This is a genomic window from Halomonas cibimaris (genome assembly GCF_055379665.1).
The window spans coordinates 501,971-522,365 of record NZ_AP043828.1 but is presented as its reverse complement, the minus strand read 5'-3'; the positions used below and the strand labels follow the sequence as shown (position 1 = coordinate 522,365).

General features: G+C 61.7%; 14 protein-coding genes, 3 tRNA genes, 3 rRNA genes and 2 pseudogenes. 13 read left to right on the top strand and 9 right to left on the bottom strand.

Features of this window, described 5'->3' with window-relative positions:
* Window positions 1-66: 66 nt before the first annotated feature.
* A tRNA-Arg gene (locus ACZ415_RS02440) sits at window positions 67-143 on the bottom strand.
* Window positions 144-262: 119 nt separating this feature from the next.
* Here ACZ415_RS02440 and ACZ415_RS02435 point away from each other — a divergent pair.
* Together ACZ415_RS02435 and ACZ415_RS02430 are read left to right on the top strand one after the other, a co-directional pair.
* Window positions 263-1,132 (top strand): DMT family transporter, encoded by an 870-nt coding sequence (locus ACZ415_RS02435; RefSeq protein WP_344701051.1) that lies wholly within the window; start codon window positions 263-265, stop codon window positions 1,130-1,132.
* A 110-nt stretch (window positions 1,133-1,242) separates the two neighbouring features.
* Window positions 1,243-1,914 (top strand): metal-dependent hydrolase, encoded by a 672-nt coding sequence (locus ACZ415_RS02430; RefSeq protein WP_344701049.1) that lies wholly within the window; start codon window positions 1,243-1,245, stop codon window positions 1,912-1,914.
* On the opposite strand, the gene ACZ415_RS02425 is transcribed toward ACZ415_RS02430, so the two are convergent.
* Both ACZ415_RS02425 and ACZ415_RS02420 read right to left on the bottom strand, forming a co-directional pair.
* Window positions 1,890-3,272 (bottom strand): sigma-54-dependent transcriptional regulator, encoded by a 1,383-nt coding sequence (locus tag ACZ415_RS02425; protein ID WP_344701047.1) that lies wholly within the window; start codon window positions 3,270-3,272, stop codon window positions 1,890-1,892. The genes ACZ415_RS02430 and ACZ415_RS02425 overlap by 25 nt on opposite strands.
* Complete coding sequence (locus tag ACZ415_RS02420; RefSeq protein WP_344701045.1) at window positions 3,265-5,115, bottom strand: sensor histidine kinase; 1,851 nt, start codon at window positions 5,113-5,115, stop codon at window positions 3,265-3,267. The genes ACZ415_RS02425 and ACZ415_RS02420 overlap by 8 nt, the downstream gene beginning before the upstream one ends.
* Window positions 5,116-5,581: 466 nt before the next feature.
* On the opposite strand from ACZ415_RS02420, the gene ACZ415_RS02415 reads away from it, so the two are divergent.
* From ACZ415_RS02415 to ACZ415_RS02385, 7 genes are all read left to right on the top strand, one after another.
* Window positions 5,582-7,115 (top strand): 16S ribosomal RNA (locus tag ACZ415_RS02415).
* Window positions 7,116-7,215: 100 nt separating this feature from the next.
* A tRNA-Ile gene (locus ACZ415_RS02410) sits at window positions 7,216-7,292 on the top strand.
* Window positions 7,293-7,357: 65 nt separating this feature from the next.
* Window positions 7,358-7,433: transfer RNA gene (locus ACZ415_RS02405), tRNA-Ala, on the top strand.
* Window positions 7,434-7,633: 200 nt separating this feature from the next.
* Window positions 7,634-10,520: ribosomal RNA gene (locus ACZ415_RS02400) — 23S ribosomal RNA — on the top strand.
* 81 nt (window positions 10,521-10,601) lie between these two features.
* A 5S ribosomal RNA gene (gene rrf, locus ACZ415_RS02395) occupies window positions 10,602-10,717 on the top strand.
* The 16S, 23S and 5S rRNA genes sit together here with 2 tRNA genes alongside, the layout of an rRNA operon.
* A gap of 316 nt (window positions 10,718-11,033) precedes the next feature.
* On the top strand, window positions 11,034-11,228 hold the full coding sequence (locus tag ACZ415_RS02390) for a hypothetical protein (protein WP_344701244.1): 195 nt from the start codon (window positions 11,034-11,036) through the stop codon (window positions 11,226-11,228).
* A gap of 104 nt (window positions 11,229-11,332) precedes the next feature.
* Window positions 11,333-11,908, top strand: coding sequence for an isochorismatase family protein (locus tag ACZ415_RS02385; protein WP_344701242.1), 576 nt, complete (start codon window positions 11,333-11,335; stop codon window positions 11,906-11,908).
* A gap of 7 nt (window positions 11,909-11,915) precedes the next feature.
* Here ACZ415_RS02385 and yaaA read toward each other — a convergent pair whose 3' ends face one another.
* Both yaaA and ACZ415_RS02375 read right to left on the bottom strand, forming a co-directional pair.
* Complete coding sequence (gene yaaA, locus ACZ415_RS02380; protein WP_344701240.1) at window positions 11,916-12,698, bottom strand: peroxide stress protein YaaA; 783 nt, start codon at window positions 12,696-12,698, stop codon at window positions 11,916-11,918.
* Between the two features lie 117 nt (window positions 12,699-12,815).
* A pseudogene (locus ACZ415_RS02375) lies at window positions 12,816-13,843 on the bottom strand (NADP(H)-dependent aldo-keto reductase).
* A 77-nt stretch (window positions 13,844-13,920) separates the two neighbouring features.
* Between ACZ415_RS02375 and ACZ415_RS02370 the strand changes: the two are divergent.
* The 4 genes from ACZ415_RS02370 (at window position 13,921) to ACZ415_RS02355 (ending at window position 17,822) form a co-directional block, all read left to right on the top strand.
* Window positions 13,921-15,021 carry an RNA-guided endonuclease InsQ/TnpB family protein gene (locus ACZ415_RS02370; protein ID WP_464387741.1) on the top strand — a complete coding sequence of 367 codons (1,101 nt, stop codon included), beginning with the start codon at window positions 13,921-13,923 and terminating at the stop codon, window positions 15,019-15,021.
* A 42-nt stretch (window positions 15,022-15,063) separates the two neighbouring features.
* Complete coding sequence (locus tag ACZ415_RS02365) at window positions 15,064-16,320, top strand: ISL3 family transposase (RefSeq protein WP_464387777.1); 1,257 nt, start codon at window positions 15,064-15,066, stop codon at window positions 16,318-16,320.
* A 457-nt stretch (window positions 16,321-16,777) separates the two neighbouring features.
* Complete coding sequence (locus tag ACZ415_RS02360; protein ID WP_344703997.1) at window positions 16,778-17,266, top strand: tetratricopeptide repeat protein; 489 nt, start codon at window positions 16,778-16,780, stop codon at window positions 17,264-17,266.
* A 49-nt stretch (window positions 17,267-17,315) separates the two neighbouring features.
* On the top strand, window positions 17,316-17,822 hold the full coding sequence (locus tag ACZ415_RS02355; protein ID WP_344703995.1) for a 3'-5' exonuclease: 507 nt from the start codon (window positions 17,316-17,318) through the stop codon (window positions 17,820-17,822).
* Here the strand turns inward: ACZ415_RS02355 and ACZ415_RS02350 are convergent.
* The 4 genes and pseudogenes from ACZ415_RS02350 to ACZ415_RS02335 form a co-directional block, all read right to left on the bottom strand.
* Window positions 17,806-18,777 carry an NAD(P)H-quinone oxidoreductase gene (locus ACZ415_RS02350; protein ID WP_344703993.1) on the bottom strand — a complete coding sequence of 324 codons (972 nt, stop codon included), beginning with the start codon at window positions 18,775-18,777 and terminating at the stop codon, window positions 17,806-17,808. The genes ACZ415_RS02355 and ACZ415_RS02350 overlap by 17 nt on opposite strands.
* A 35-nt stretch (window positions 18,778-18,812) precedes the next feature.
* Window positions 18,813-19,352 (bottom strand): annotated as a pseudogene (locus ACZ415_RS02345) (LOG family protein); the annotation flags it as partial.
* A gap of 34 nt (window positions 19,353-19,386) precedes the next feature.
* Window positions 19,387-19,908, bottom strand: a complete 522-nt coding sequence (locus tag ACZ415_RS02340) for a DUF501 domain-containing protein (RefSeq protein ID WP_344703991.1) — start codon at window positions 19,906-19,908, stop codon at window positions 19,387-19,389.
* Window positions 19,909-20,005: 97 nt separating this feature from the next.
* Complete coding sequence (locus ACZ415_RS02335; protein WP_344703989.1) at window positions 20,006-20,305, bottom strand: hypothetical protein; 300 nt, start codon at window positions 20,303-20,305, stop codon at window positions 20,006-20,008.
* Between the last annotated feature and the right edge of the window lie 90 nt (window positions 20,306-20,395).

Sequence of the window (20,395 nt, the reverse complement as noted above, 5' to 3'; positions counted from 1 at the left end):
AATGACACAGATTTGACACACGCATAAAAAAAGGCCCTACGCGTTAACGTAAGGCCTTGAAAAATCTGGTGCGCCCAGCAGGATTCGAACCTGCGACCCTCGGCTTCGGAGGCCGATACTCTATCCAGCTGAGCTATGGGCGCTTGATGGGGGCGTATCCTAACGGCCTCGGGGCGCTGTGTCCAGCGGTTCTCGGCGGGCAGGCGCTGGATGGGGCGGCGCGGCGCCTTTATGCTGTGTAAGCACTGCAACGGGAGGCACCATGGCAACACGCAGCGCGCTACTGGTGATGCTGGCTTCACTGGGCTGGGGGCTTTCCGGCGGCATGGCCGGGGTGCTGATGGCCGCGGGCTGGCCGCCGCTGGTGGTTTCGTTTTATCGCGGCGCCGTTGGGCTTGTGTGCGTTGCCGGCTGGCTGGCGCTGCGCCCGGGGCACCGCCCTTTTGCCAGCCGCCGGCTGTGGGGCGGGGCGGTGGTGGCCGGGCTGGGCGTGGCCGGCAACTTTGCCTTTTACTTTATCAGCATCGCGCAGGGCAGCGTGGCCGTGGCCGCTACGCTGATGTACTGCGCGCCGGTGTTTGTCTATCTGGTGTCTTTTGTTGGGGGCCTGGAGCGGCCTACGCCGGGCAAGTGGGCCGCCATCGCCGCGACGCTGCTGGGCATTGTGCTGCTCACCGAGGTGTATGCGGCCGGGGCCGGCAGCGTCACCCTGGTGGGCGGCGTTGCCGGGCTGCTGGCGGGGCTTTCCTATGCGGTGTTTATTTTCGGCTTTACCTATGCCGCTCCCCATGGCAGCCCCCAGGCGATTTTGACCGTTGCCTTTGCCGTGCTGGCCGCTGTGCTGCTGGCCCTGGCGGAGGTCGGGCAGGTGTACGCGGTGCTCAGCGACCGCTACCTGCCGCTGTTTGTGCTGCTGGGCCTTGTGGGCGCCGGGGGGTCGTTTGTGCTCTACGTCATCGGGCTTCGCCGCATTAGCCCGGCCGTGGCGTCGATTGTGGCCATGGTGGAGCCGGTCACCGCTTCGCTGTTTGGCGTGGCGGTGCTCGGTGAAACCCTGGCGGCCGGCCAGCTGCTGGGCATCGGGCTGATTTTGGTAACGGTCACAGCACTCAGCTTTTCTTCGCGCGGGTAGGCTTTTGGCGTTTCGCCGGGCTACGTCTAGGGCCGCGGGCCGGAATCTGGTATTTTGTCCGGCTTTTCCAAGGCGCGCTCTCATGGCTAACATGGCTAACTTTCGTTCTCATGGCTAACTTTCGCACGCACAGCACCGTGGCCGCGGCCGGCGGGGTGGTGCTGGCCTATGGCGGCTATCAGGCGCAGGCGTGGTCGCCGGTGCAGGCGCTGGCGGTCTGCGCGCTCACGGCGTTGGGCGGCATTCTGCCGGATATCGATGCCGACCACTCACGCTCCAGCCGGCTGATTTTTACCCTGCTGGGGCTGCTGGCGCTGGCCGTGGCCGCCGCACTCTTGCAGCCGCGGCTGGCGCCGCCTTATCTGCTGCTGGCCTGCGCGGGGGTGTATGTGGCGGTGCGCTATGTTGCCAGCGCGCTGTTTGCCCGCCTGACGGTGCACCGCGGCGGCTGGCATTCGCTGCTGGCGGGGGTGATGTGCAGCTGGGCGGTGGCCGCGCTCAGCCTGCACTGGCTGGCCCAGCCGGCGTGGCTGGCCTGGAGCCACGGGCTGGCGGTGCTGCTGGGGTTTGTGGTGCATCTGCTGCTTGATGAGCTTTACAGCGTGGATATCGAAGGCGCGCGGCTCAAGCGCTCGTTTGGCACGGCACTCAAGCTGGCCGATGCGAGCCGGCCGGCATCAAGCCTGCTGATGCTGGCGGCCACGGCGGCGCTGATGCCCTGGCTGCCGCCGTGGGAGGTGCTGGGCGCGCTGCTGGCTCAGGGGGCGGACTGGTGGCGGTAGTCGTCGGCTTTCAGCGCGTGCTTTTTGAGCTTGTCGTAGAGGGTTTTGCGCGGCACGCCCAGCTGGCGGCACACGGCGGTCACCTGGCCCTGGTGGCGAGCCAGCGCCTGGTGAATCAGGCTTTTTTCGCATAGCTCTACCTGATGGGTGAGCCCGGCATCGGCGGCGTCGTGGCTTTCGCCTTCCAGCAGCGCGCCCAGCCGGTAGTCAAAGGCCGCCCCCAGCAGCACGTAGCGCTCGGCCAGGTTGCGCAGCTCGCGCACGTTGCCCGGCCAGTCGTGGGCGAGCAGCAGGGCGGTGTCGTGGCCGTTCAGCGGCGGGGCTTCAAGCCCGCTGCGCGTTGCCGCCACGACGGCAAAGTGCTGGAACAGCAGCGCAATATCGTCCCGGCGCTCGCGCAGGGCGGGCAGCGAAAGCGCCACCACGTTCAGCCGGTAGTACAGGTCTTCGCGGAAGTCGCCGCGCTCGGCGGCGGCTTTGAGGTCGGTCTTGGTGGCGGCAATCACGCGGATGTCCAGCGTGACCGGCTGGTTGCCGCCCAGCCGCTCAACGGCCCGCTCCTGCAATACCCGCAGCAGTTTGACCTGCAGGGCCAGCGGCATGGATTCGATCTCGTCAAGAAACACGGTGCCGCCGTTGGCGTGCTCAAACTTGCCGATGCGCCGCTGCACTGCGCCGGTAAAGGCGCCTTTTTCATGGCCGAACAGTTCCGATTCGATGATGCTTTCCGGCACCGCCCCGCAGTTGATGGCGACAAACGGCGCGTGGCGGCGCTGGCTGCGTTCGTGAATGGCCCGCGCGACCAGGTCTTTGCCGGTGCCGGTTTCGCCAAACACCAGCACGTCGGCTTCAATCTGGCTGATGCGCTGCATCATGGTGGCAAGGCGCGATATCACATCGGTGCGGCCTACCAGCCGCGGCCCCAGCGCGGCCTGCTGGGCTTCCAGCTCGGCTTTGAGCCGGCGGTTTTCCAGGCTTAGCTGGCGCTTTTCGACGCCGCGGCGCACCACGTCCAGCAGCCGGTCGCCGGCAAACGGTTTTTCCAGAAAATCCCAGGCGCCGGCGCGCATGGCTTCCACCGCCGTGGAGATATCGCCGTGGCCGGTAATCAAAATAACCGGCAGGGTCGGGTCTTGTTGCTGCAGCGTGCGCAGCAGCGTCATGCCGTCCATGCGCGGCATGCGGATGTCGCTGACGACAACGCCGGGAAAATCCCGCGGCAGCGCGCTGAGCGCCTGCTCGGCGGAGGCAAAGCAGTGCGGGGTGTAGCCGGCAAGGGTCAGGGTTTGCCCGGCGGTAATGCGCAGGTGCGGCTCATCGTCAACGACGATCACCGGCAGGCTTGAAGGCTCATGCATGGGAGGTCTCCGGCGTTTCAGCGGGCGGGGCTGAGCGGGGCAGCGCAAGCGTAAAGCAGGCGCCGCCTTCCGCGCGGTTGGTGGCGGTCAGGCGGCCGCCCAGATCTTCCATGATCCGCGCGGAGATGGAAAGGCCCAGCCCCAGCCCGGTACCCGGCGCGCGGGTGGAGAAAAACGGTTCGAACACTCGGGAAAGGTGGGCCTTGGCCATGCCGGGGCCGTTGTCGGTAACGTGCAGGCGGATGCTGGCCTCGGCCACCTCCAGGGTAATGCCGATCACAGGCCGGGGCGTGTCCTGTACCGCCTGCAGGGCGTTGCTGATCAGGTTGACGATCACCTGCTCCAGGCGCACCAGATCCCCCAGCACCCAGACCGGCGTTTCCGGCATGTGCTGCTCCAGGCGCATGTGGCCGTCGTTAAGGCGGGTTTGAAACAGGCGCAGCGCGTAGGCCACGCAGGACTGCACGGCGATGGCCTCGTGGCGCTCGCTGCTCTTGCGGGAAAACTGGCGCAGCTGGGCGCTGATGTCGGCCATGCGGTGGGTCAGCTCGACGATCTGTTCAAGATTGGCGTCGGCCTGGTCCAGCTGCGAAAGCGCAATAAAGCGCCGGGCGTTTTCGCCGTAGGCGCGTATGGCCGCCAGCGGCTGGTTGAGCTCGTGATTGACGCCCGCCGCCAGCTGGCCGAGCACGGCAAGTTTGGCCGCTTGAATGAGCTCGTCCTGGGTTTGGCGCAGGCTGGCCTCTGCGCGGCGGCGCTCTTCGATCTCGGCGGAAAGCTGCCGGTTGCTGGCAAGCAGATCCCGAGTGCGCCGGGCTACGCTGTCTTCCAGCTCGTCGCGTGCCTGGGCCAGAGTGCGGCGTTCGCGCTCGGCAAAGGCTTCACGCTCGCGGCGCAGCCGCAGGCGCTGCCAGGTAATGCCGCCGCCCAGCGCCACCACGCCGTAAAGCCCGCCGGCCAGCAGGGCCGCCAGCCACTGGGCCTGAACCACGGCGTCCAGCGGCTTGAGAATGTGCATGTTCCAGCCGAAATCGCCAAGCCGGTAGGTCAGGTTCAGGTAGCGCCCGCCCTTTAGCGGGCCGTGGGTAAAGCGCACGATGCGGGCGTTGTCGCGGTAGGCATGCTCAATATGAATGCCCGAGGGGTCCAGCGGCTGGCGGGCGTAGCGGCGGGTTTGCCGCAGCGTTTGGCGCTGGGCCGGGCTCAGCGGCTGCAGGGCGTTCATGCGCAGCGCTTCGCGGCTGGCCATGAAAATCACGTTGGTATCGTCGGTGACCAAAAATTCGGCCTGCTGCGCTGACCAGCCTTTCTCGACCTCGTCGAGCAGGATTTTGACGACCACCACGCCGGCCGGCTGGGCATCCGGGGCGGTGTCATCCAGCCACACCGGGGCCGAAAAGTAATACCCGCGAGCCCGCGACTGGGTGCCCAGCCCGTGAAAGCGCCCTTCGCCGCCGGCCATGGCCTCCTGGTAGTACGGACGAAACGCATAGTTCTCGCTGATGAAGGTGTCGGCGCGATGCCAGTTGCTGGCAGCAACGGTGGTGCCCTCACGGTTGAGCAGGTAAACGTCGGAAACGCCGGCGGTAAAGCGAAAACGATCAAGCTGCAGGTTCAGCGGCATGGGGCTTTGCTTTTCTGGCGCGGCAAGAAAGCGTTTTACGCGCTCGCGGGAGGCCAGCATCTGGGGCAGGTAGTCATAGCGCAGCAGATAGCCCCGTAGATTGGCAGCCGACAGGCGCAGCTCGTTACGCGCATCGTCGCTTAGGCCGGCCAGCGCTTGCTCATGGGCCATGCGTGCCGCCTGCCAGATGCACAGGGCAAGCCCCAGCAGTAGCAGCATAAAAGCCAGGCGCCGGTGGCTTGGAGGGTTCATGCGCAAAAAAATGCCCTTTGCCTATTGCGAAACGTTCGAATAGATCATACAGTACGCACCCGCTGCCGACGACGCCTCGCGTTGTTAGCGGTGACCGGGCTTAAAAGCCCTTGTTTGTCAGACAGTTAGCGTTTTGGCTCATTTTTTTGTTGTAGCGAGCCGGTTTTATAAACGTCCTTGACAAGCGTTACGGAAAGCGTAGAATACGCCTTCTTCGCAGCAGCAACGAAACGTTGCCGCCCGGCCAGCAAAAAGCCGGCTTTGCGAAACGCTCTTTAACAAGTTGATCAGGTAATTCATGTGGGCGCTTGCCTGAGTGGGTGGCAAATCACCTATTATCAAGGCAAGTGTCTCGTCAAAAACCTTCGGGTTTTATCTGAGACGTTTGAAACCTTGAGCCAAGTTTGGTGCAGCTTATGCACTATATGATTTTAAACTGAAGAGTTTGATCATGGCTCAGATTGAACGCTGGCGGCAGGCTTAACACATGCAAGTCGAGCGGAAACGATGGAGTGCTTGCACTTCAGGCGTCGAGCGGCGGACGGGTGAGTAACGCATAGGAATCTGCCCGGTCGTGGGGGATAACCTGGGGAAACTCAGGCTAATACCGCATACGTCCTACGGGAGAAAGGGGGCTTTGGCTCCCGCGATCGGATGAGCCTATGTCGGATTAGCTGGTTGGTGGGGTAACGGCCTACCAAGGCAACGATCCGTAGCTGGTTTGAGAGGATGATCAGCCACACCGGGACTGAGACACGGCCCGGACTCCTACGGGAGGCAGCAGTGGGGAATATTGGACAATGGGCGAAAGCCTGATCCAGCCATGCCGCGTGTGTGAAGAAGGCCCTCGGGTTGTAAAGCACTTTCAGTGAGGAAGAACGCGGTCGGGTTAATACCCCGGCCGAAGGACATCACTCACAGAAGAAGCACCGGCTAACTCCGTGCCAGCAGCCGCGGTAATACGGAGGGTGCAAGCGTTAATCGGAATGACTGGGCGTAAAGCGCGCGTAGGCGGCTTGATAAGCCGGTTGTGAAAGCCCCGGGCTCAACCTGGGAATCGCATCCGGAACTGTTGGGCTAGAGTGCAGGAGAGGAAGGTAGAATTCCCGGTGTAGCGGTGAAATGCGTAGAGATCGGGAGGAATACCAGTGGCGAAGGCGGCCTTCTGGACTGACACTGACGCTGAGGTGCGAAAGCATGGGTAGCAAACAGGATTAGATACCCTGGTAGTCCATGCCGTAAACGATGTCGACCAGCCGTTGGGGTCCTTGAGACCCTTGTGGCGAAGTTAACGCGATAAGTCGACCGCCTGGGGAGTACGGCCGCAAGGTTAAAACTCAAATGAATTGACGGGGGCCCGCACAAGCGGTGGAGCATGTGGTTTAATTCGATGCAACGCGAAGAACCTTACCTACCCTTGACATCCTCGGAACTTGGCAGAGATGCCTTGGTGCCTTCGGGAACCGAGAGACAGGTGCTGCATGGCTGTCGTCAGCTCGTGTTGTGAAATGTTGGGTTAAGTCCCGTAACGAGCGCAACCCTTGTCCCTATTTGCCAGCGATTCGGTCGGGAACTCTAGGGAGACTGCCGGTGACAAACCGGAGGAAGGTGGGGACGACGTCAAGTCATCATGGCCCTTACGGGTAGGGCTACACACGTGCTACAATGGCCGGTACAAAGGGCAGCGAGCTTGCGAAAGTCAGCGAATCCCATAAAGCCGGTCTCAGTCCGGATCGGAGTCTGCAACTCGACTCCGTGAAGTCGGAATCGCTAGTAATCGTGCATCAGAATGGCACGGTGAATACGTTCCCGGGCCTTGTACACACCGCCCGTCACACCATGGAAGTGGACTGCACCAGAAGTGGTTAGCCTAACTTCGGAAGGCGATCACCACGGTGTGGTTCGCAACTGGGGTGAAGTCGTAACAAGGTAGCCGTAGGGGAACCTGCGGCTGGATCACCTCCTTAATCGATGCGTCACCCGCTCGGCAAGTGCCCACAATGAATTACCTGATCAAGTAAACAGAGCACAAACGGTAGCCCGTGCCACAGGCATCGCGGTTATTCCGGGTCTGTAGCTCAGTTGGTTAGAGCGCACCCCTGATAAGGGTGAGGTCGGCAGTTCGAGTCTGCCCAGACCCACCAGCTTGCGTAGTACCGCGTCGGTGTACACAAGTTTTGGTGGCAAGCCATGCCGCATGGCAATCACTGGGGCCTTAGCTCAGCTGGGAGAGCGCCTGCCTTGCACGCAGGAGGTCAGCGGTTCGATCCCGCTAGGCTCCACCATTTCCTTGCCGTTTGTTGTCCCGTGACCACTGATAAGCGACGGCCGCTTGGCCGTGCTTATCACTGTTCACTGAACAGTTGCTCTTTAACAAGGTATATCAAGCTGATAAACGATCATTTCAGATGAAGTGATCATGTGATACGTCTCAAGCGTATCCGGTAATCGTTGTCATTGCGACCCCGACTCCTTCGGGTTATAGGGTCAAGCAATGAAGCGCACACGGTGGATGCCTAGGCAGCCAGAGGCGATGAAAGACGTGGAAGCCTGCGATAAGGCTCGGCGAGGTGGCAAACAACCTGCGACCCGGGCATCTCTGAATGGGGAAACCCACTCACCACAAGGTGAGTATCGTATTCTGAATACATAGGAATACGAGGCGAACCGGGGGAACTGAAACATCTCAGTACCCCGAGGAACAGAAATCAACCGAGATTCCCCCAGTAGCGGCGAGCGAACGGGGAGCAGCCCTTAAGCGCGTGGCCGATTAGACGAAGGCGTTGGGAAACGCCGCCATAGCGGGTGATAGCCCCGTAGTCGAAAATCCAAACGCGTGAAATCGAGTAGGTCGGGGCACGTGTAACCTTGACTGAAGACGGGGGGACCATCCTCCAAGGCTAAATACTCCTGGCTGACCGATAGTGAACCAGTACCGTGAGGGAAAGGCGAAAAGAACCCCGGAGAGGGGAGTGAAATAGATCCTGAAACCGTGTGCGTACAAGCAGTGGGAGCAGACTTGTTCTGTGACCGCGTACCTTTTGTATAATGGGTCAGCGACTTATTGTCCGTAGCAAGCTTAACCGACTAGGGGAGGCGTAGGGAAACCGAGTCTTAACAGGGCGTCGAGTTGCTGGCAATAGACCCGAAACCGGGCGATCTACCCATGGCCAGAGTGAAGGTTGCGTAACAGCAACTGGAGGCTCGAACCCACGTATGTTGAAAAATGCGGGGATGAGCTGTGGGTCGGAGTGAAAGGCTAATCAAGCCCGGAGATAGCTGGTTCTCCTCGAAAGCTATTTAGGTAGCGCCTCACGTATCACCGCCGGGGGTAGAGCACTGTTTCGGCTAGGGGGTCATCCCGACTTACCAACCCGAGGCAAACTCCGAATACCGGTGAGTGCAGCGTGGGAGACACACAGCGGGTGCTAACGTCCGTTGTGGAAAGGGCAACAACCCAGACCGTCAGCTAAGGTCCCCAAATCCTGGTTAAGTGGGAAACGATGTGGGAAGGCTCAGACAGCTAGGAGGTTGGCTTAGAAGCAGCCATCCTTTAAAGAAAGCGTAATAGCTCACTAGTCGAGTCGGCCTGCGCGGAAGATGTAACGGGGCTAAACCAGGTACCGAAGCTACGGGCTCATCCTGTGGATGAGCGGTAGAGGAGCGTCGTGTAAGCCGATGAAGGGGAGTTGAGAAGCTCGCTGGAGGTATCACGAGTGCGAATGCTGACATGAGTAACGATAAAGGGCGTGAAAAACGCCCTCGCCGGAAGACCAAGGGTTTCTGTTCGACGCTAATCGAAGCAGAGTGAGTCGGCCCCTAAGGCGAGGCCGAAAGGCGTAGTCGATGGGAAACGGGTCAATATTCCCGTACCGGATCGTATTGCGATGAGGGGACGAAGAAGGCTAGGTGAGCCAGGCGACGGTTGTCCTGGTGAAAGTCCGTAGGCTGAGCCGCCAGGCAAATCCGGCGGCTCAAGGCCGAGAGACGAGACGAAGACACCACGGTGTTGAAGTCATTGATGCCACGCTTCCGGGAAAAGCCTCTAAGCACCAGATACGATGCGACCGTACCCCAAACCAACACAGGTGGTCAGGGTGAGAATCCCCAGGCGCTTGAGACAACTCGGGTGAAGGAACTAGGCAAAATGGTGCCGTAACTTCGGGAGAAGGCACGCCGCCGGTACGTGAAACCCCTCGCGGGCGGAGCGGAAGGCGGTCGAAGATACCAGGTGGCTACAACTGTTTACTAAAAACACAGCACTCTGCCAACGCGCAAGCGGACGTATAGGGTGTGACGCCTGCCCGGTGCCGGAAGGTTAAGTGATGACGTTAGGTTCGCCGAAGCGTTTGATCGAAGCCCCGGTAAACGGCGGCCGTAACTATAACGGTCCTAAGGTAGCGAAATTCCTTGTCGGGTAAGTTCCGACCTGCACGAATGGCGTAATGATGGCCACGCTGTCTCCACCCGAGACTCAGTGAAATTGAAATCGCCGTGAAGATGCGGTGTACCCGCGGCCAGACGGAAAGACCCCGTGAACCTTTACTATAGCTTCACACTGGACGCTGATGTTGCCTGTGTAGGATAGCTGGGAGGCTTGGAACCCCGGTCGCCAGACCGGGGGGAGCCATCCTTGAAATACCAGCCTGGCATCATTGGCGTTCTCACTCTGATCCGTGATCCGGATCGAGGACCGTGTGTGGTGGGTAGTTTGACTGGGGCGGTCTCCTCCCAAAGCGTAACGGAGGAGCACGAAGGTACCCTCAGCACGGTCGGGCATCGTGCAGTGAGTGCAAGAGCACAAGGGTGCTTGACTGCGAGACAGACACGTCGAGCAGGTGCGAAAGCAGGTTCTAGTGATCCGGTGGTTCTGTATGGAAGGGCCATCGCTCAACGGATAAAAGGTACTCCGGGGATAACAGGCTGATACCGCCCAAGAGTTCACATCGACGGCGGTGTTTGGCACCTCGATGTCGGCTCATCACATCCTGGGGCTGAAGTCGGTCCCAAGGGTATGGCTGTTCGCCATTTAAAGTGGTACGCGAGCTGGGTTTAGAACGTCGTGAGACAGTTCGGTCCCTATCTGCCGTGGGCGCAGGATGTTTGCGAAGGGCTGCTCCTAGTACGAGAGGACCGGAGTGGACGACCCTCTGGTGTGCCGGTTGTCACGCCCGTGGCATTGCCGGGTAGCTAAGGTCGGACGGGATAACCGCTGAAAGCATCTAAGCGGGAAGCCTCCTTCAAGATGAGACATCCCCGAGGCCTCGAGCCTCCTGAAGGGCCCAGCAAGACGAGCTGGTGGATAGGCACGGTGTGGAAGCGCTGCAAGGCGTTGAGCTAACGTGTACTAATGGCCCGTGAGGCTTGACCCTATAACACCCAAGGGGTCGGGTTGCAGGACAACGACCGGATACAAGAGACGTATCGCACAGCTTGATAGACCACCAGTTACGCCTGACGGCCATAGCGAGCGGGAACCACCTGATCCCTTGCCGAACTCAGCAGTGAAACCGTTCAGCGCCGATGGTAGTGTGGGGCCTCCCCATGCGAGAGTAGGACATCGTCAGGCATCAATACGCAGAAAACCCGGCCACGTGCCGGGTTTTTTGTGTGCGCGGAAGAAAAAGTGTGTAAGAAAAAGCGCGTCAGAAAAAAATAGCCATAGAGCCGTAGTCAAGGCCATAGATACCCGCCATCAGGCCAGCCCTTAATCTGAGGTAGCGTTTTGCAACTCGCCGTGACATCCGTGCCGGGCAGACAATGCGCAAGGCCGTGCAGCTAATATGAAAGCGCCGGCAGCAGTATGCCCCTTTTGCCAGGGTCTGCTACCTTTGGCAGAAAGAACCAACGCACAACGCTAAAGCGTACAGAAGAGGGGATGGATCATGAATGCAGGGCTGAAAAAACGGGCAGCGGTATTGGGCGTACTGATGATGACAGGCGGTCTGGCTGCATGTGAAGAGCAGGGGCCGGCTGAAAAAGCGGGCGAAAGTATCGATGAAAGTATGGAACAGGCCGGCGAGAACATTGAGGAAATGGGTAACGAGCTTCAGGAATCGGCCGAACAAGCGGCTGAATAACGATTTTGTCGACGAACGTGCCGTACAAAAGCCGCTTAAAGCGGCTTTTTGGGGCTTATGGCACTGCCTAAGTGCTCCCCGAGTGTACGAGCGGAGAATACACAATGCGTTTGTACCGTGAAAATAGCCTGCTGCTGATCGTAGACCCTCAAACAGGCTTGCTGCCGGTGATTGACAGCGGCCGGCAGGCCGTAAACGAAGCCGGCTGGCTAGCCCGGATGGCGGAACTTGTGGGTGTGCCGGTCTGGGTGACTGAGCAGGCGCCGGAGAAAATCGGTGCCAGTGCGCCTGAGCTGTTGGGTGCGCTGAAACAGTACCGGCTTTTTTGCAAACAGCATTTCAGCGCAATGGGCGAGGCCGACTTTCGCAATGCGCTAGCGCAGGCAGGCCGGCCGCAGGTTGTGATCTGCGGGGCAGAAGCGCACGTGTGTGTGCTGCAAACAGCGCTTGGCCTGCTGCAGGCAGGCTATGAGGTGTACTGGCTGAGCGAGGCCACGGTCAGCCGCCGCCAAGATGAGGCAAGCCTGGCCCGCAAGCGTGCCGCTGCCGGCGGGGCCGTCAGTATCACAGCGGATATGGCCGCCTATGAGTGGCTTGATCGCTGCGATACAAAGACGTTTCAGCAGGCGCACCGGCAGCTGTTGCGAGACCGTTCGGCGCGGCCGCTTACGTTTTTTTGACTCAGGCTCAGGGGCGGTCCTGTTCGCGCCGGCTAAAGACAAGCGTATCGCCTTCTGAGGCGGCCGCGTTAAAGCGATAGCCGGCAGCGTTGAACTCTTCCAGCCCGGCAACATCGTTTAGGCGCTGGTGAATAATCCAGGCGCTCATTAGCCCCCGGGCCTTTTTGGCATAAAAGCTGATGATCTTGTAGCGCCCGTTTTTTTCGTCTTTGAAAACCGGTGTCACAACCCGGGCATCAAGGCTTTTTTGCTCTATGGCCTTGAAGTACTCGTTGGATGCCAAATTGACCAGCACTTGGGAGCCGCTTTCGGCAATGGCGTCGTTTAGCGCCCGGGTCACGGTCGAGCGCCAAAAAGCGTAAAGATCCTTGCCCGCCGGGTTTGAAAGCTTAGTGCCCATTTCCAAACGGTAGGGCTGGATAAGGTCCAGCGGACGCAGCACGCCGTAAAGCCCGGAGAGAATGCGCAGATGCGACTGGGCAAAGCGGTTATCGGCGTCGCTGAAGCGTGCGGCGTCAAGCCCGGTATACACATCCCCCTGAAAGGCTTGTGCTGCCGGCTTGGCATTGTCCGGAGTGAACGGGGTGTGCCACTCGCCGAAGCGTGCGGCGTTCAAACCGGCCAGTTTGTCGCTGATGCCCATCAGTTCGCTGATCTGCTGCGGCGAATACGTACGCAGAATGTCGATCAGCGTTTGGCTCTGCGCAAGAAAGTCGGGGTTGGTGTACTCAGCCGCTGTGGGCGGCGTGTCGAAGTCCAGCTTTTTGGCCGGGGAAATAACGCTTAGCATAAAGCGCTCCATAAACCAGTAGGGAAAAACACGGGGCGATTGCCGTCTCAATGATAGCAAGCCCCGGCCAAGGCCGGCGCTATCAAGCCGATAAGAGACGGGTTGCTGGCAAGGCGATCACGGGCAGGGGTTGGGCATGCGCTGATGGATGGCGTCGATGGCGTCAAGCACGTCGTCGTCAAGGCGCAGCGCTTCGCTTTCCAGATTGCTTTCCAGCTGTGCCATGGTCGTAGCACCGATAATATTGCTGGTCAGAAAGCGCCGTGAATTGACATAGGCCAGCGCCATCTGCGATGGCTCAAGCCCGCTGTCCCGGGCAAGCGCGACGTAAGCCTTGATGGCCTTTTCCGCTTTGGGCGCGGCGTAGCGCTGGAAACGTTCATACAGCGTCAGCCGTGCCCCGGCCGGGCGGGCGCCGTTTACGTATTTGCCGGAAAGCGTGCCGAAGGCCAGCGGCGAGTAGGCCAAAAGGCCGACGTTTTCCCGATGGGCGATTTCTGCGAGCCCTACCTCGAAGCTGCGGTTGAGCAGGTTGTAGGGATTTTGCACGGAGGCGACCCGGGGCAGGCCCAGCCGCTCGGCCAGTGCCAGCGCCTTCATTACGCCCCCGGCGTTTCATTGGACAGGCCGACGGCGCGCACCTTGCCGGCGTCGACCAGTTCCTTGAGCGCTGAGAGGCTTTCTTCCAGCGATGTCGCGTCTTCGTCTTCGTCGTGTTCATAGCCCAGCGGGCCAAAAAAATTCGCCTGGCGGTCGGGCCAGTGCAGCTGATAGAGGTCTACATAGTCGGTTTGCAGCCGCTCAAGGCTTTGGTTGATAGCCCGGTGTAAATGCCCGCGGGTAAGCCGCGGGCCGCCGCGAAGGTGTGCCACTCCCGCTCCCGGGCCGGCGGCCTTGGTGGCGAGAATCACGTCGTCTCGCGAACCGCGCCGGGCAAGCCAGGAGCCGATGTGGCGCTCGCTGCGTCCCTGGGTATCGGCACGCGGCGGTACCGGATACATTTCGGCGGTATCAATGAAGTTGATGCCAAACGCGACGGCGCGGTCCAGCTGTTGATGCGCCTCGGCTTCGCTGTTTTGCTCGCCAAACGTCATGGTGCCCAGACACAGCCGGCTTACCAAATAGCGCGTAAAGCATCGCCCCATGCGGGCGGTGATAAAAGCGCGCACCGCAACGCGGTGCCGGGGTTGAAGGTTCCATCACCACCTGATATTTATACAAAATGACGAAACGCGCTTACAAGGAACGGTTTTATCCGACGCCCGAGCAGGCTGAGCTATTAGCTCAATCCTTTGGCTGCGTGCGTTTTGTCTGGAACAACACCCTGGCCTATCGCACCGAAGCGTATCAGCAGCGCGGGGAAACGCTCACCCACTCGGCAGCAGAAAAGCGGCTGGTGGCCCTCAAGGCGGAATATCCGTGGCTGAAGGACGTGTCCAGCGTGATCCTGCAACAAGCCCTGCGCGATCAAAAAGCGGCCTTCGACAACTTCTTCAATCCGACGCTCAAGGCGCGCTATCCGCGCTTCAAAGCCAAGGATGGCCGGCAATCCATTAGGCTGACCAAGGCTGCCTTCCGCTATCGGGACGGCGAGATCACTATCGCCAAAACGAAAACACCGCTACCGATCCGCTGGAGCCGGCCACTGCCCGGCGCCCCGTCCAGCGTGACGATTTCACGCGACCGTGCAGACCGCTACTTCATCAGCTGTCTGTGCGAGTTCACGCCCGAGCCGTTGCCGGTCTCTCCTAACACCGTAGGTGTTGATCTGGGGCTGACCGACCTGTTCATCACCAGTCAGGGGCAGAAGTCGGGCAACCCGCGCTATCTCAAGCGGTATGCCGCCAAACTGGCCTACCTGCAACGCCGATTGAGCAAAAAGCAGCGAGGCTCGAACAACCGCCACAAAATGCGCCGCAAGGTGGCGCGTCTGCATGCCAAAATCGCGGACTGCCGCCGCGACGCCATGCACAAGGCGACTCGGACGCTGGTCAACGAAAACCAAGTGATCTGCGTCGAGACGTTGAATATTGCCGGCATGCTCAAGAACAAGACACTGGCCAGAGCCATCAGCGATGCCGGCTGGGGCGAGTTCCTGCGCCAGCTGGTTTACAAGGCCGACTGGGCGGGCCGCCAGCTCATTCAGGTCAGCCAATGGCTGCCCAGCAGCAAAACGTGCCACCACTGCGGCCACCGGATTGAAAGACTGCCGCTGTCGCAGCGCCACTGGCACTGTGACGGCTGCGGCCAGGCCATTGACCGCGATATCAACGCGGCCAGGAATATCGGCTCTTCGTCGTTGGGTGTGGAATTCGCCCCCTGAGCTGGGCCAGGATATGACCTCCACATGGACAGGAGGTATGGCATGGACGGCACCCAGATTCTGACCCTCGGCTTGGGCCTGGAAGCACCTTGGGTTCTCAAGGACCAGCACCTGGATACCGCCGTCTCGCCCCACCGCCTGGACCTCTACGTCGAGGCCGAGCGGGGCAGCCTCTACCCCTGCCCTGAGTGCGGCAAGGCCTGCCCGGCCCATGACTTCGCCGACAAGACGTGGCGGCATCTGAACTTCTTCCAGCACCACTGTTACCTGCATGCGCGGGTGCCTCGCACCAAGTGCCCCGAGCATGGCGTCAAGCGCATCGAGGTGCCCTGGGCCCGCCCTGGCAGCGACTTCACCCTGCTGTTTGAGCAGGCGGCCATGTCGCTGGTCAAGGAGATGCCGGTGCTGGCCGTCTCCCGGCAACTGGAGATCTCGGACAAGCGCCTGTGGCGCATCGTGCACCACTACGTGGGGCGCATGCTGGGTGAGTTGGATCTGTCCAGCGTGGCCACTGTCGGCGTGGACGAAACGGCCTCCCGGCGCGGCCAGCGCTACGTCACGGTGTTCCTCGACATGCAGCGCAAGCAGGAGCCGGTGCTCTTCGCCGTCCCGGGCCATGGCAAGGCCGCCATCAAGGCCTTCAGCGCCTTCCTGGCGGCGCATGGCGGTGACCCGGACAACGTGGTCGAGGTGGTCTGCGACATGTCTCAGGCGTTCCTCAGCGGCGTGGCCGAGCACCTGCCCAACGCCGAAGTGACGGTCGACTGGTTCCACATCGTGCAGACCTTCACCAAGGCGCTGGACGAGGTCCGCAAGAAGGAACGCCGTGAGAAGGGGCATCCCAAAGCCCTCCGGTGGGCGGTCTTGAAGAACCTGGATAACGGCAATATGACGGCCAAGCAGGTCGCTGCCCTCCAGGAGCTGGTAGCCGATCAGGGGGCCACCGGCGATGCCTGGGTGATCAAGGAAAAGCTGCGCTGGATCCAGAAGGCGCCGACGCCGCGTGCCGCCCGGTGGCGCATCACGAACTACCTCAAGGTCATGCGGGAGGCCGTCACCGGCCAGGCACTGCTCAAGCCGATGGCGAAGGCCCTGACGACGCTGGAGCGACATGCCGAGCAGGTGGTGAGGCGCTGGATATCGGGACTGACCAACGCGCGGCTGGAAGGCATGAACGGACTCTTCCAGGCGGCCAAGTCACGCGCACGTGGTTACCGGAACGAGGCCAACTTCATCGCGATGATCTACCTGATCGGCAGCCCGGTGGGCCGCCTGCTGGATCAGGCCAAATCCACATGAAACGACGAAGAACCGGAATATCGAAACCGCCGGACGGGCGGGGGTAGCCTGTGGAGCGACTGGATCGGGGGCTGTGGCCTAATCGTCACGGCCTAGTGAAGGCGTGTTGAAGCAGGAAGGTTCTCGGGGTGACCCGGGAACCCTCGCCCAAAGCGCAGTGCGCGGCGGGCGGGAAGTGTCAGGTTGATGCCGGTGTTACCCAAAGGGCGCGTTTGCATGATGATCTCCTTTTGAAAGGCCTGAAGACGCGGACGTAACGTCGTTGCCGGCGCGTAAAGCGTATGGTAGCGAGGGGGATGACAGGCGGCAAATGACGGGGGTTGAGTCCTTGCAGCGCCGGGCGTATGCTTGCCAGCCCGTTGGCCGGCTGCCGGTCGGACAAGGGCACACTAGGGTAGCCGCAAGTGCGCTGTTGGCGGCTTTTCCGGATTCCACTTGACAGGCAAGGTGGTTCGCCATGTTGCAGGCATCATCTTTGTTGACGCGTCTTGAGTATCGCCTGGCCGATAGGCTTTTTCATACCCGCTGGCTGCTGCCGCGATCAAAGCGCACCCAGCGGCTGACGCTTAGGCTTTTCAAGCACTGCGCCGAGGCCGGGCATCCGGATGCGCTATCGGTGTACGGCCATATGCTGTTTCACCGCAGCGCCTCTCCTCAGGACAAGGCCCGCGGTGCCCGCTACGTGGTAGAAGCGGCCCACGCAGGAGACCTCAAGGCGCAGTATCAGGTCGCGCGGATCTACGAGCACGGCTGCGCGCAGTATCCGCGTCGGGACGAATATGCCGTTACCTGGTATGCCCGAGCGGCCAAGGCCGGCCACTATCTTGCCGCCGAGCGGCTGGTGCGCGCCTATCGCCAGGGAGAGCTGGGCCTTGCCGTCGACGGCGAGCAGGCAGCTTACTGGCAGCAGCTGGCCGACGACACGCTGACCGCCGGCGCATCGTAACCCGACCCGGCGGCGACCCCGCCGCGCGCTTGACCCAGTGAGAAAGCCCGTGAACGAGACGCTACCGACATTGCTGGATATCGAAGCGTCCGGCTTTGGGCGCGGCAGCTACCCCATTGAAGTGGGCATTGCCCGAGGCGACGGCAGCGGCTGTGCGCTGCTGATTCAGCCCCGGCGGGACTGGACGCACTGGGACCCCCAGGCCGAGCGGCTTCACGGCATATCGCGTGAACGCCTTGAGCGCGAAGGCCACCCCGTCATTCAAGTGGCCCGCTGGCTCAACGACGAGCTGGGCGGTTTGGAAAAGGTCTACAGCGACAGCTGGGGGTTTGACAACACCTGGCTTTCGCTGCTGTTTCACCATGCCGGCATGCTGCCGGCGTTTCGCCTGGAGACGCTGCGCCTGCTGCTCAGCGAAGAGCAGCAGGCGCTATGGTATCCGACCCGGGAGGCGCTGATGGCCCAGCACGGCATTCAGCGCCACCGCGCCGGCGACGATGCTCGCCTGCTCCAGCTTACCTATGCCCACACGCGGGCGCTTACTGCCTGGCGCTGATATGCAGCACCAGCTTGCCGGCGTTGGCATTTTGCTCCATGCAGGCGTGGGCGTCGTTGACCTCTTCTATCGGCCAGCAGCGGTCAAGCTGGATGTTGAGCCTGGCGCTTTCCAGCAAAGGCCAGACGTGGGTGTAAAGCGCCTGCATGATCTCGCCTTTGGCGGCCGGGGATTTGCCGCGTAGAGTGGAGCCGATCAAACGCTGGCGCTTCACCAGCATTCTGCCCATATCCAGCTCGGCGTGGCGCCCGCCCATCAGGCCGATCAGCACCAGCCGCCCGTCGGCGTTGAGCACGCGCTGGTTGTCGGGCAGATAGCTTGCGCCGACCGGGTCGACAATCACGTCAGCGCCGCCCCAGGCTTTTACCGCGTCCACAAAGCTGCCGTCGTGGCGGTTGAATCCCTCGTCGGCCCCGAGTGCGGCGCAGGCATCCAGCTTGGCCTGGCTGCCGGCGGTGACAAAACACGGCCGGTCAAACGCCCGGCACAGCTGAATCGCCGCGCGGCCGACGCTGCTGGCGCCGGCGTGGAGCAGCACGCGCTCGCCGGGCTGAAGGTTGCCTTCCATAAACAGATTCAGCCAGGCGGTGGCGAACACCTCGGGCAGTGCCGCGCCGTCGCGCAGCGAAAAACCGCGGGGCAGCGGTAGCACCTGCCGGGCATCCACGTTGACCTTTTCGGCGTAGCCGCCGCCGGCCAGCAGCGCACAGACCTCGTCGCCTGCGGCCAGCGAGCGGACGTTTGCGCCGACGCCGATCACCGTGCCGCTGACTTCGAGCCCGGGAATATCGCTTACCCCGGGCGGCGGCGGATAGTGGCCGGCGCGCTGCATCAGATCGGCGCGGTTGACCCCGGCGTAGGCAACGCGCAGCTGCACCTCACCGGGGCGCGGCGGATCAAGCTCGGCGGTTTCCTGCCAGCGGGCCTGCTGCCCGCTAAAATGCATGGCATACATGCAACACTCCTGATGATGGGAAAGGCTGCTAGCTTAAGCTTGGCTTGCAGCGCGTCAAGCAAGGCCTCGGGGGTGGCGGCGTCGAGCAGCATGTGCCGGGTGGCCGGATGCAAAAAGCCGTGTTCGACCGTGGCGTCGACAAAGCTCAGCAGCGGCGTGTAGAAATCCTGCACGTTGAGCACGCCCAGCGGCTTGTCGTGCAGCCCCAGATAGCCCCAGGTCCAGATTTCAAACAGCTCCTCCAGCGTGCCGATGCCGCCGGGCAGGGCCATGAAAGCGTCGGCGCGGGCGGCCATGGCGGCCTTGCGCGCGTGCATGTCGCGCACTCGAATGAGCTCGGTCAGGCCGAGATGGGCCTGTTCGCGTTCGACCAGGTGGTCAGGCATCACGCCGATGACGTCACCGCCTTCGTCCAGTGCTGCGTTGGCCAGCGCCCCCATCAGACCGATGCGTGCGCCGCCGTAAATCAGCGTATGGCCGCGCCGGGCCAGCATCCGGCCCAGCGCCGTGGCGGCCTGGCAAAAGTCGGGGTGCTCACCGCTGCGTGAGCCAAGATAAACGCAAAAACGGGCCATGAAAAAGTCCTTGTGGGTAAAGAGAAAGCAGCGCTTACGGCAGGCAGCGATCCAGCCGATAGGTATCGTCCAGCCACTGGCCGATGGCGTTGTGGCCGCCCAGGTGATGGGCGTACTGGGTGTGCAGGCAGCGCACCTGATCCCAGTTGCTGATGCCTCCCACGCCGCGCTCGGTGAGCACCTGGGTGTAGCCTCGGCGGGCGATGTCGGCTTTCTGCGCCTCGTTCATCCATGCCCAGCGCTCGGCGATATAGTCGCGATGGCTCTGGTGATAGGCGGCGAGAAAGTCGGCGTCTTCCTGTAGCCTTTGTTCCAGCTGCTTGATCACGCCGGCGGCTTCCAGGTGCGAAATTTCCACTCTCAGCCGCTCGCTGGACAGCCAGTACAGCGTGGGAAAAGGCGCGCCGGCAACGATGGGCGCCATGCGCAGGGCGAGCGGGGTATTTTCGCCGTCCACGGCGGCAACGGCCTCGATGCCGCGCGGCGCACGGCCCAGCTGACAGGTGATGATATCAAGCTCGGACGCCGACGGGGCGTGCGCGGTTCGGATCAGCATGGCGGTATCTCTAACAGGACGTAAAAACAGGGCATAAAACAGGATGTAAAAACAGAGCGTAAGGAAAATAGCGCGTAAAAAGAAAACGTAGCGCAGCCTAGGGCTCGTCCGGCACGATCTTGCTGGAGCGCCCTACTGCGCGAAAAAAGCAGCGATTGAGCTGGGCGGGGGTGGCAACATAGCCCCAGCGGCGCTCGCAGAACTCCGCGGCACGGGCGATGAGCACGTCGTAGAGCCGGTTGAACGGCGCATCATAGTCGTAAGGGTCCGCATCGGCCAGGCTAATGTGCGGGTAGTCGGCGAAGCGGGCCATGAAGTAGCCTTCCAGCTCGGCTTCCATGGCGCGGTGTTGAGCGGTATTGTCCGGATCAAGCCAAAGATTGTAGCGGATGGCCATAGGGTGGCTCCTGACGGTTCCCGACGGCGGCGGGTTGCGAAACAATGGCCGTGGCGGCGTCGCTGGGGCACCGCAAACTATCGGCTTTTA

Coding starts and splice junctions, on each gene's coding strand:
- ACZ415_RS02370 (WP_464387741.1), top strand. CDS start 13,921: ATGACGAAACGCGCTTACAAGGAACGGTTTTATCCGACGCCCGAGCAG.
- ACZ415_RS02335 (WP_344703989.1), bottom strand. CDS start 20,305: ATGGCCATCCGCTACAATCTTTGGCTTGATCCGGACAATACCGCTCAA.
- ACZ415_RS02385 (WP_344701242.1), top strand. CDS start 11,333: ATGCGTTTGTACCGTGAAAATAGCCTGCTGCTGATCGTAGACCCTCAA.
- yaaA (WP_344701240.1), bottom strand. CDS start 12,698: ATGCTAAGCGTTATTTCCCCGGCCAAAAAGCTGGACTTCGACACGCCG.
- ACZ415_RS02425 (WP_344701047.1), bottom strand. CDS start 3,272: ATGCATGAGCCTTCAAGCCTGCCGGTGATCGTCGTTGACGATGAGCCG.
- ACZ415_RS02390 (WP_344701244.1), top strand. CDS start 11,034: ATGAATGCAGGGCTGAAAAAACGGGCAGCGGTATTGGGCGTACTGATG.
- ACZ415_RS02365 (WP_464387777.1), top strand. CDS start 15,064: ATGGACGGCACCCAGATTCTGACCCTCGGCTTGGGCCTGGAAGCACCT.
- ACZ415_RS02430 (WP_344701049.1), top strand. CDS start 1,243: ATGGCTAACTTTCGCACGCACAGCACCGTGGCCGCGGCCGGCGGGGTG.
- ACZ415_RS02435 (WP_344701051.1), top strand. CDS start 263: ATGGCAACACGCAGCGCGCTACTGGTGATGCTGGCTTCACTGGGCTGG.
- ACZ415_RS02420 (WP_344701045.1), bottom strand. CDS start 5,115: ATGCTGCTACTGCTGGGGCTTGCCCTGTGCATCTGGCAGGCGGCACGC.
- ACZ415_RS02340 (WP_344703991.1), bottom strand. CDS start 19,908: ATGCTGATCCGAACCGCGCACGCCCCGTCGGCGTCCGAGCTTGATATC.
- ACZ415_RS02350 (WP_344703993.1), bottom strand. CDS start 18,777: ATGTATGCCATGCATTTTAGCGGGCAGCAGGCCCGCTGGCAGGAAACC.
- ACZ415_RS02360 (WP_344703997.1), top strand. CDS start 16,778: ATGTTGCAGGCATCATCTTTGTTGACGCGTCTTGAGTATCGCCTGGCC.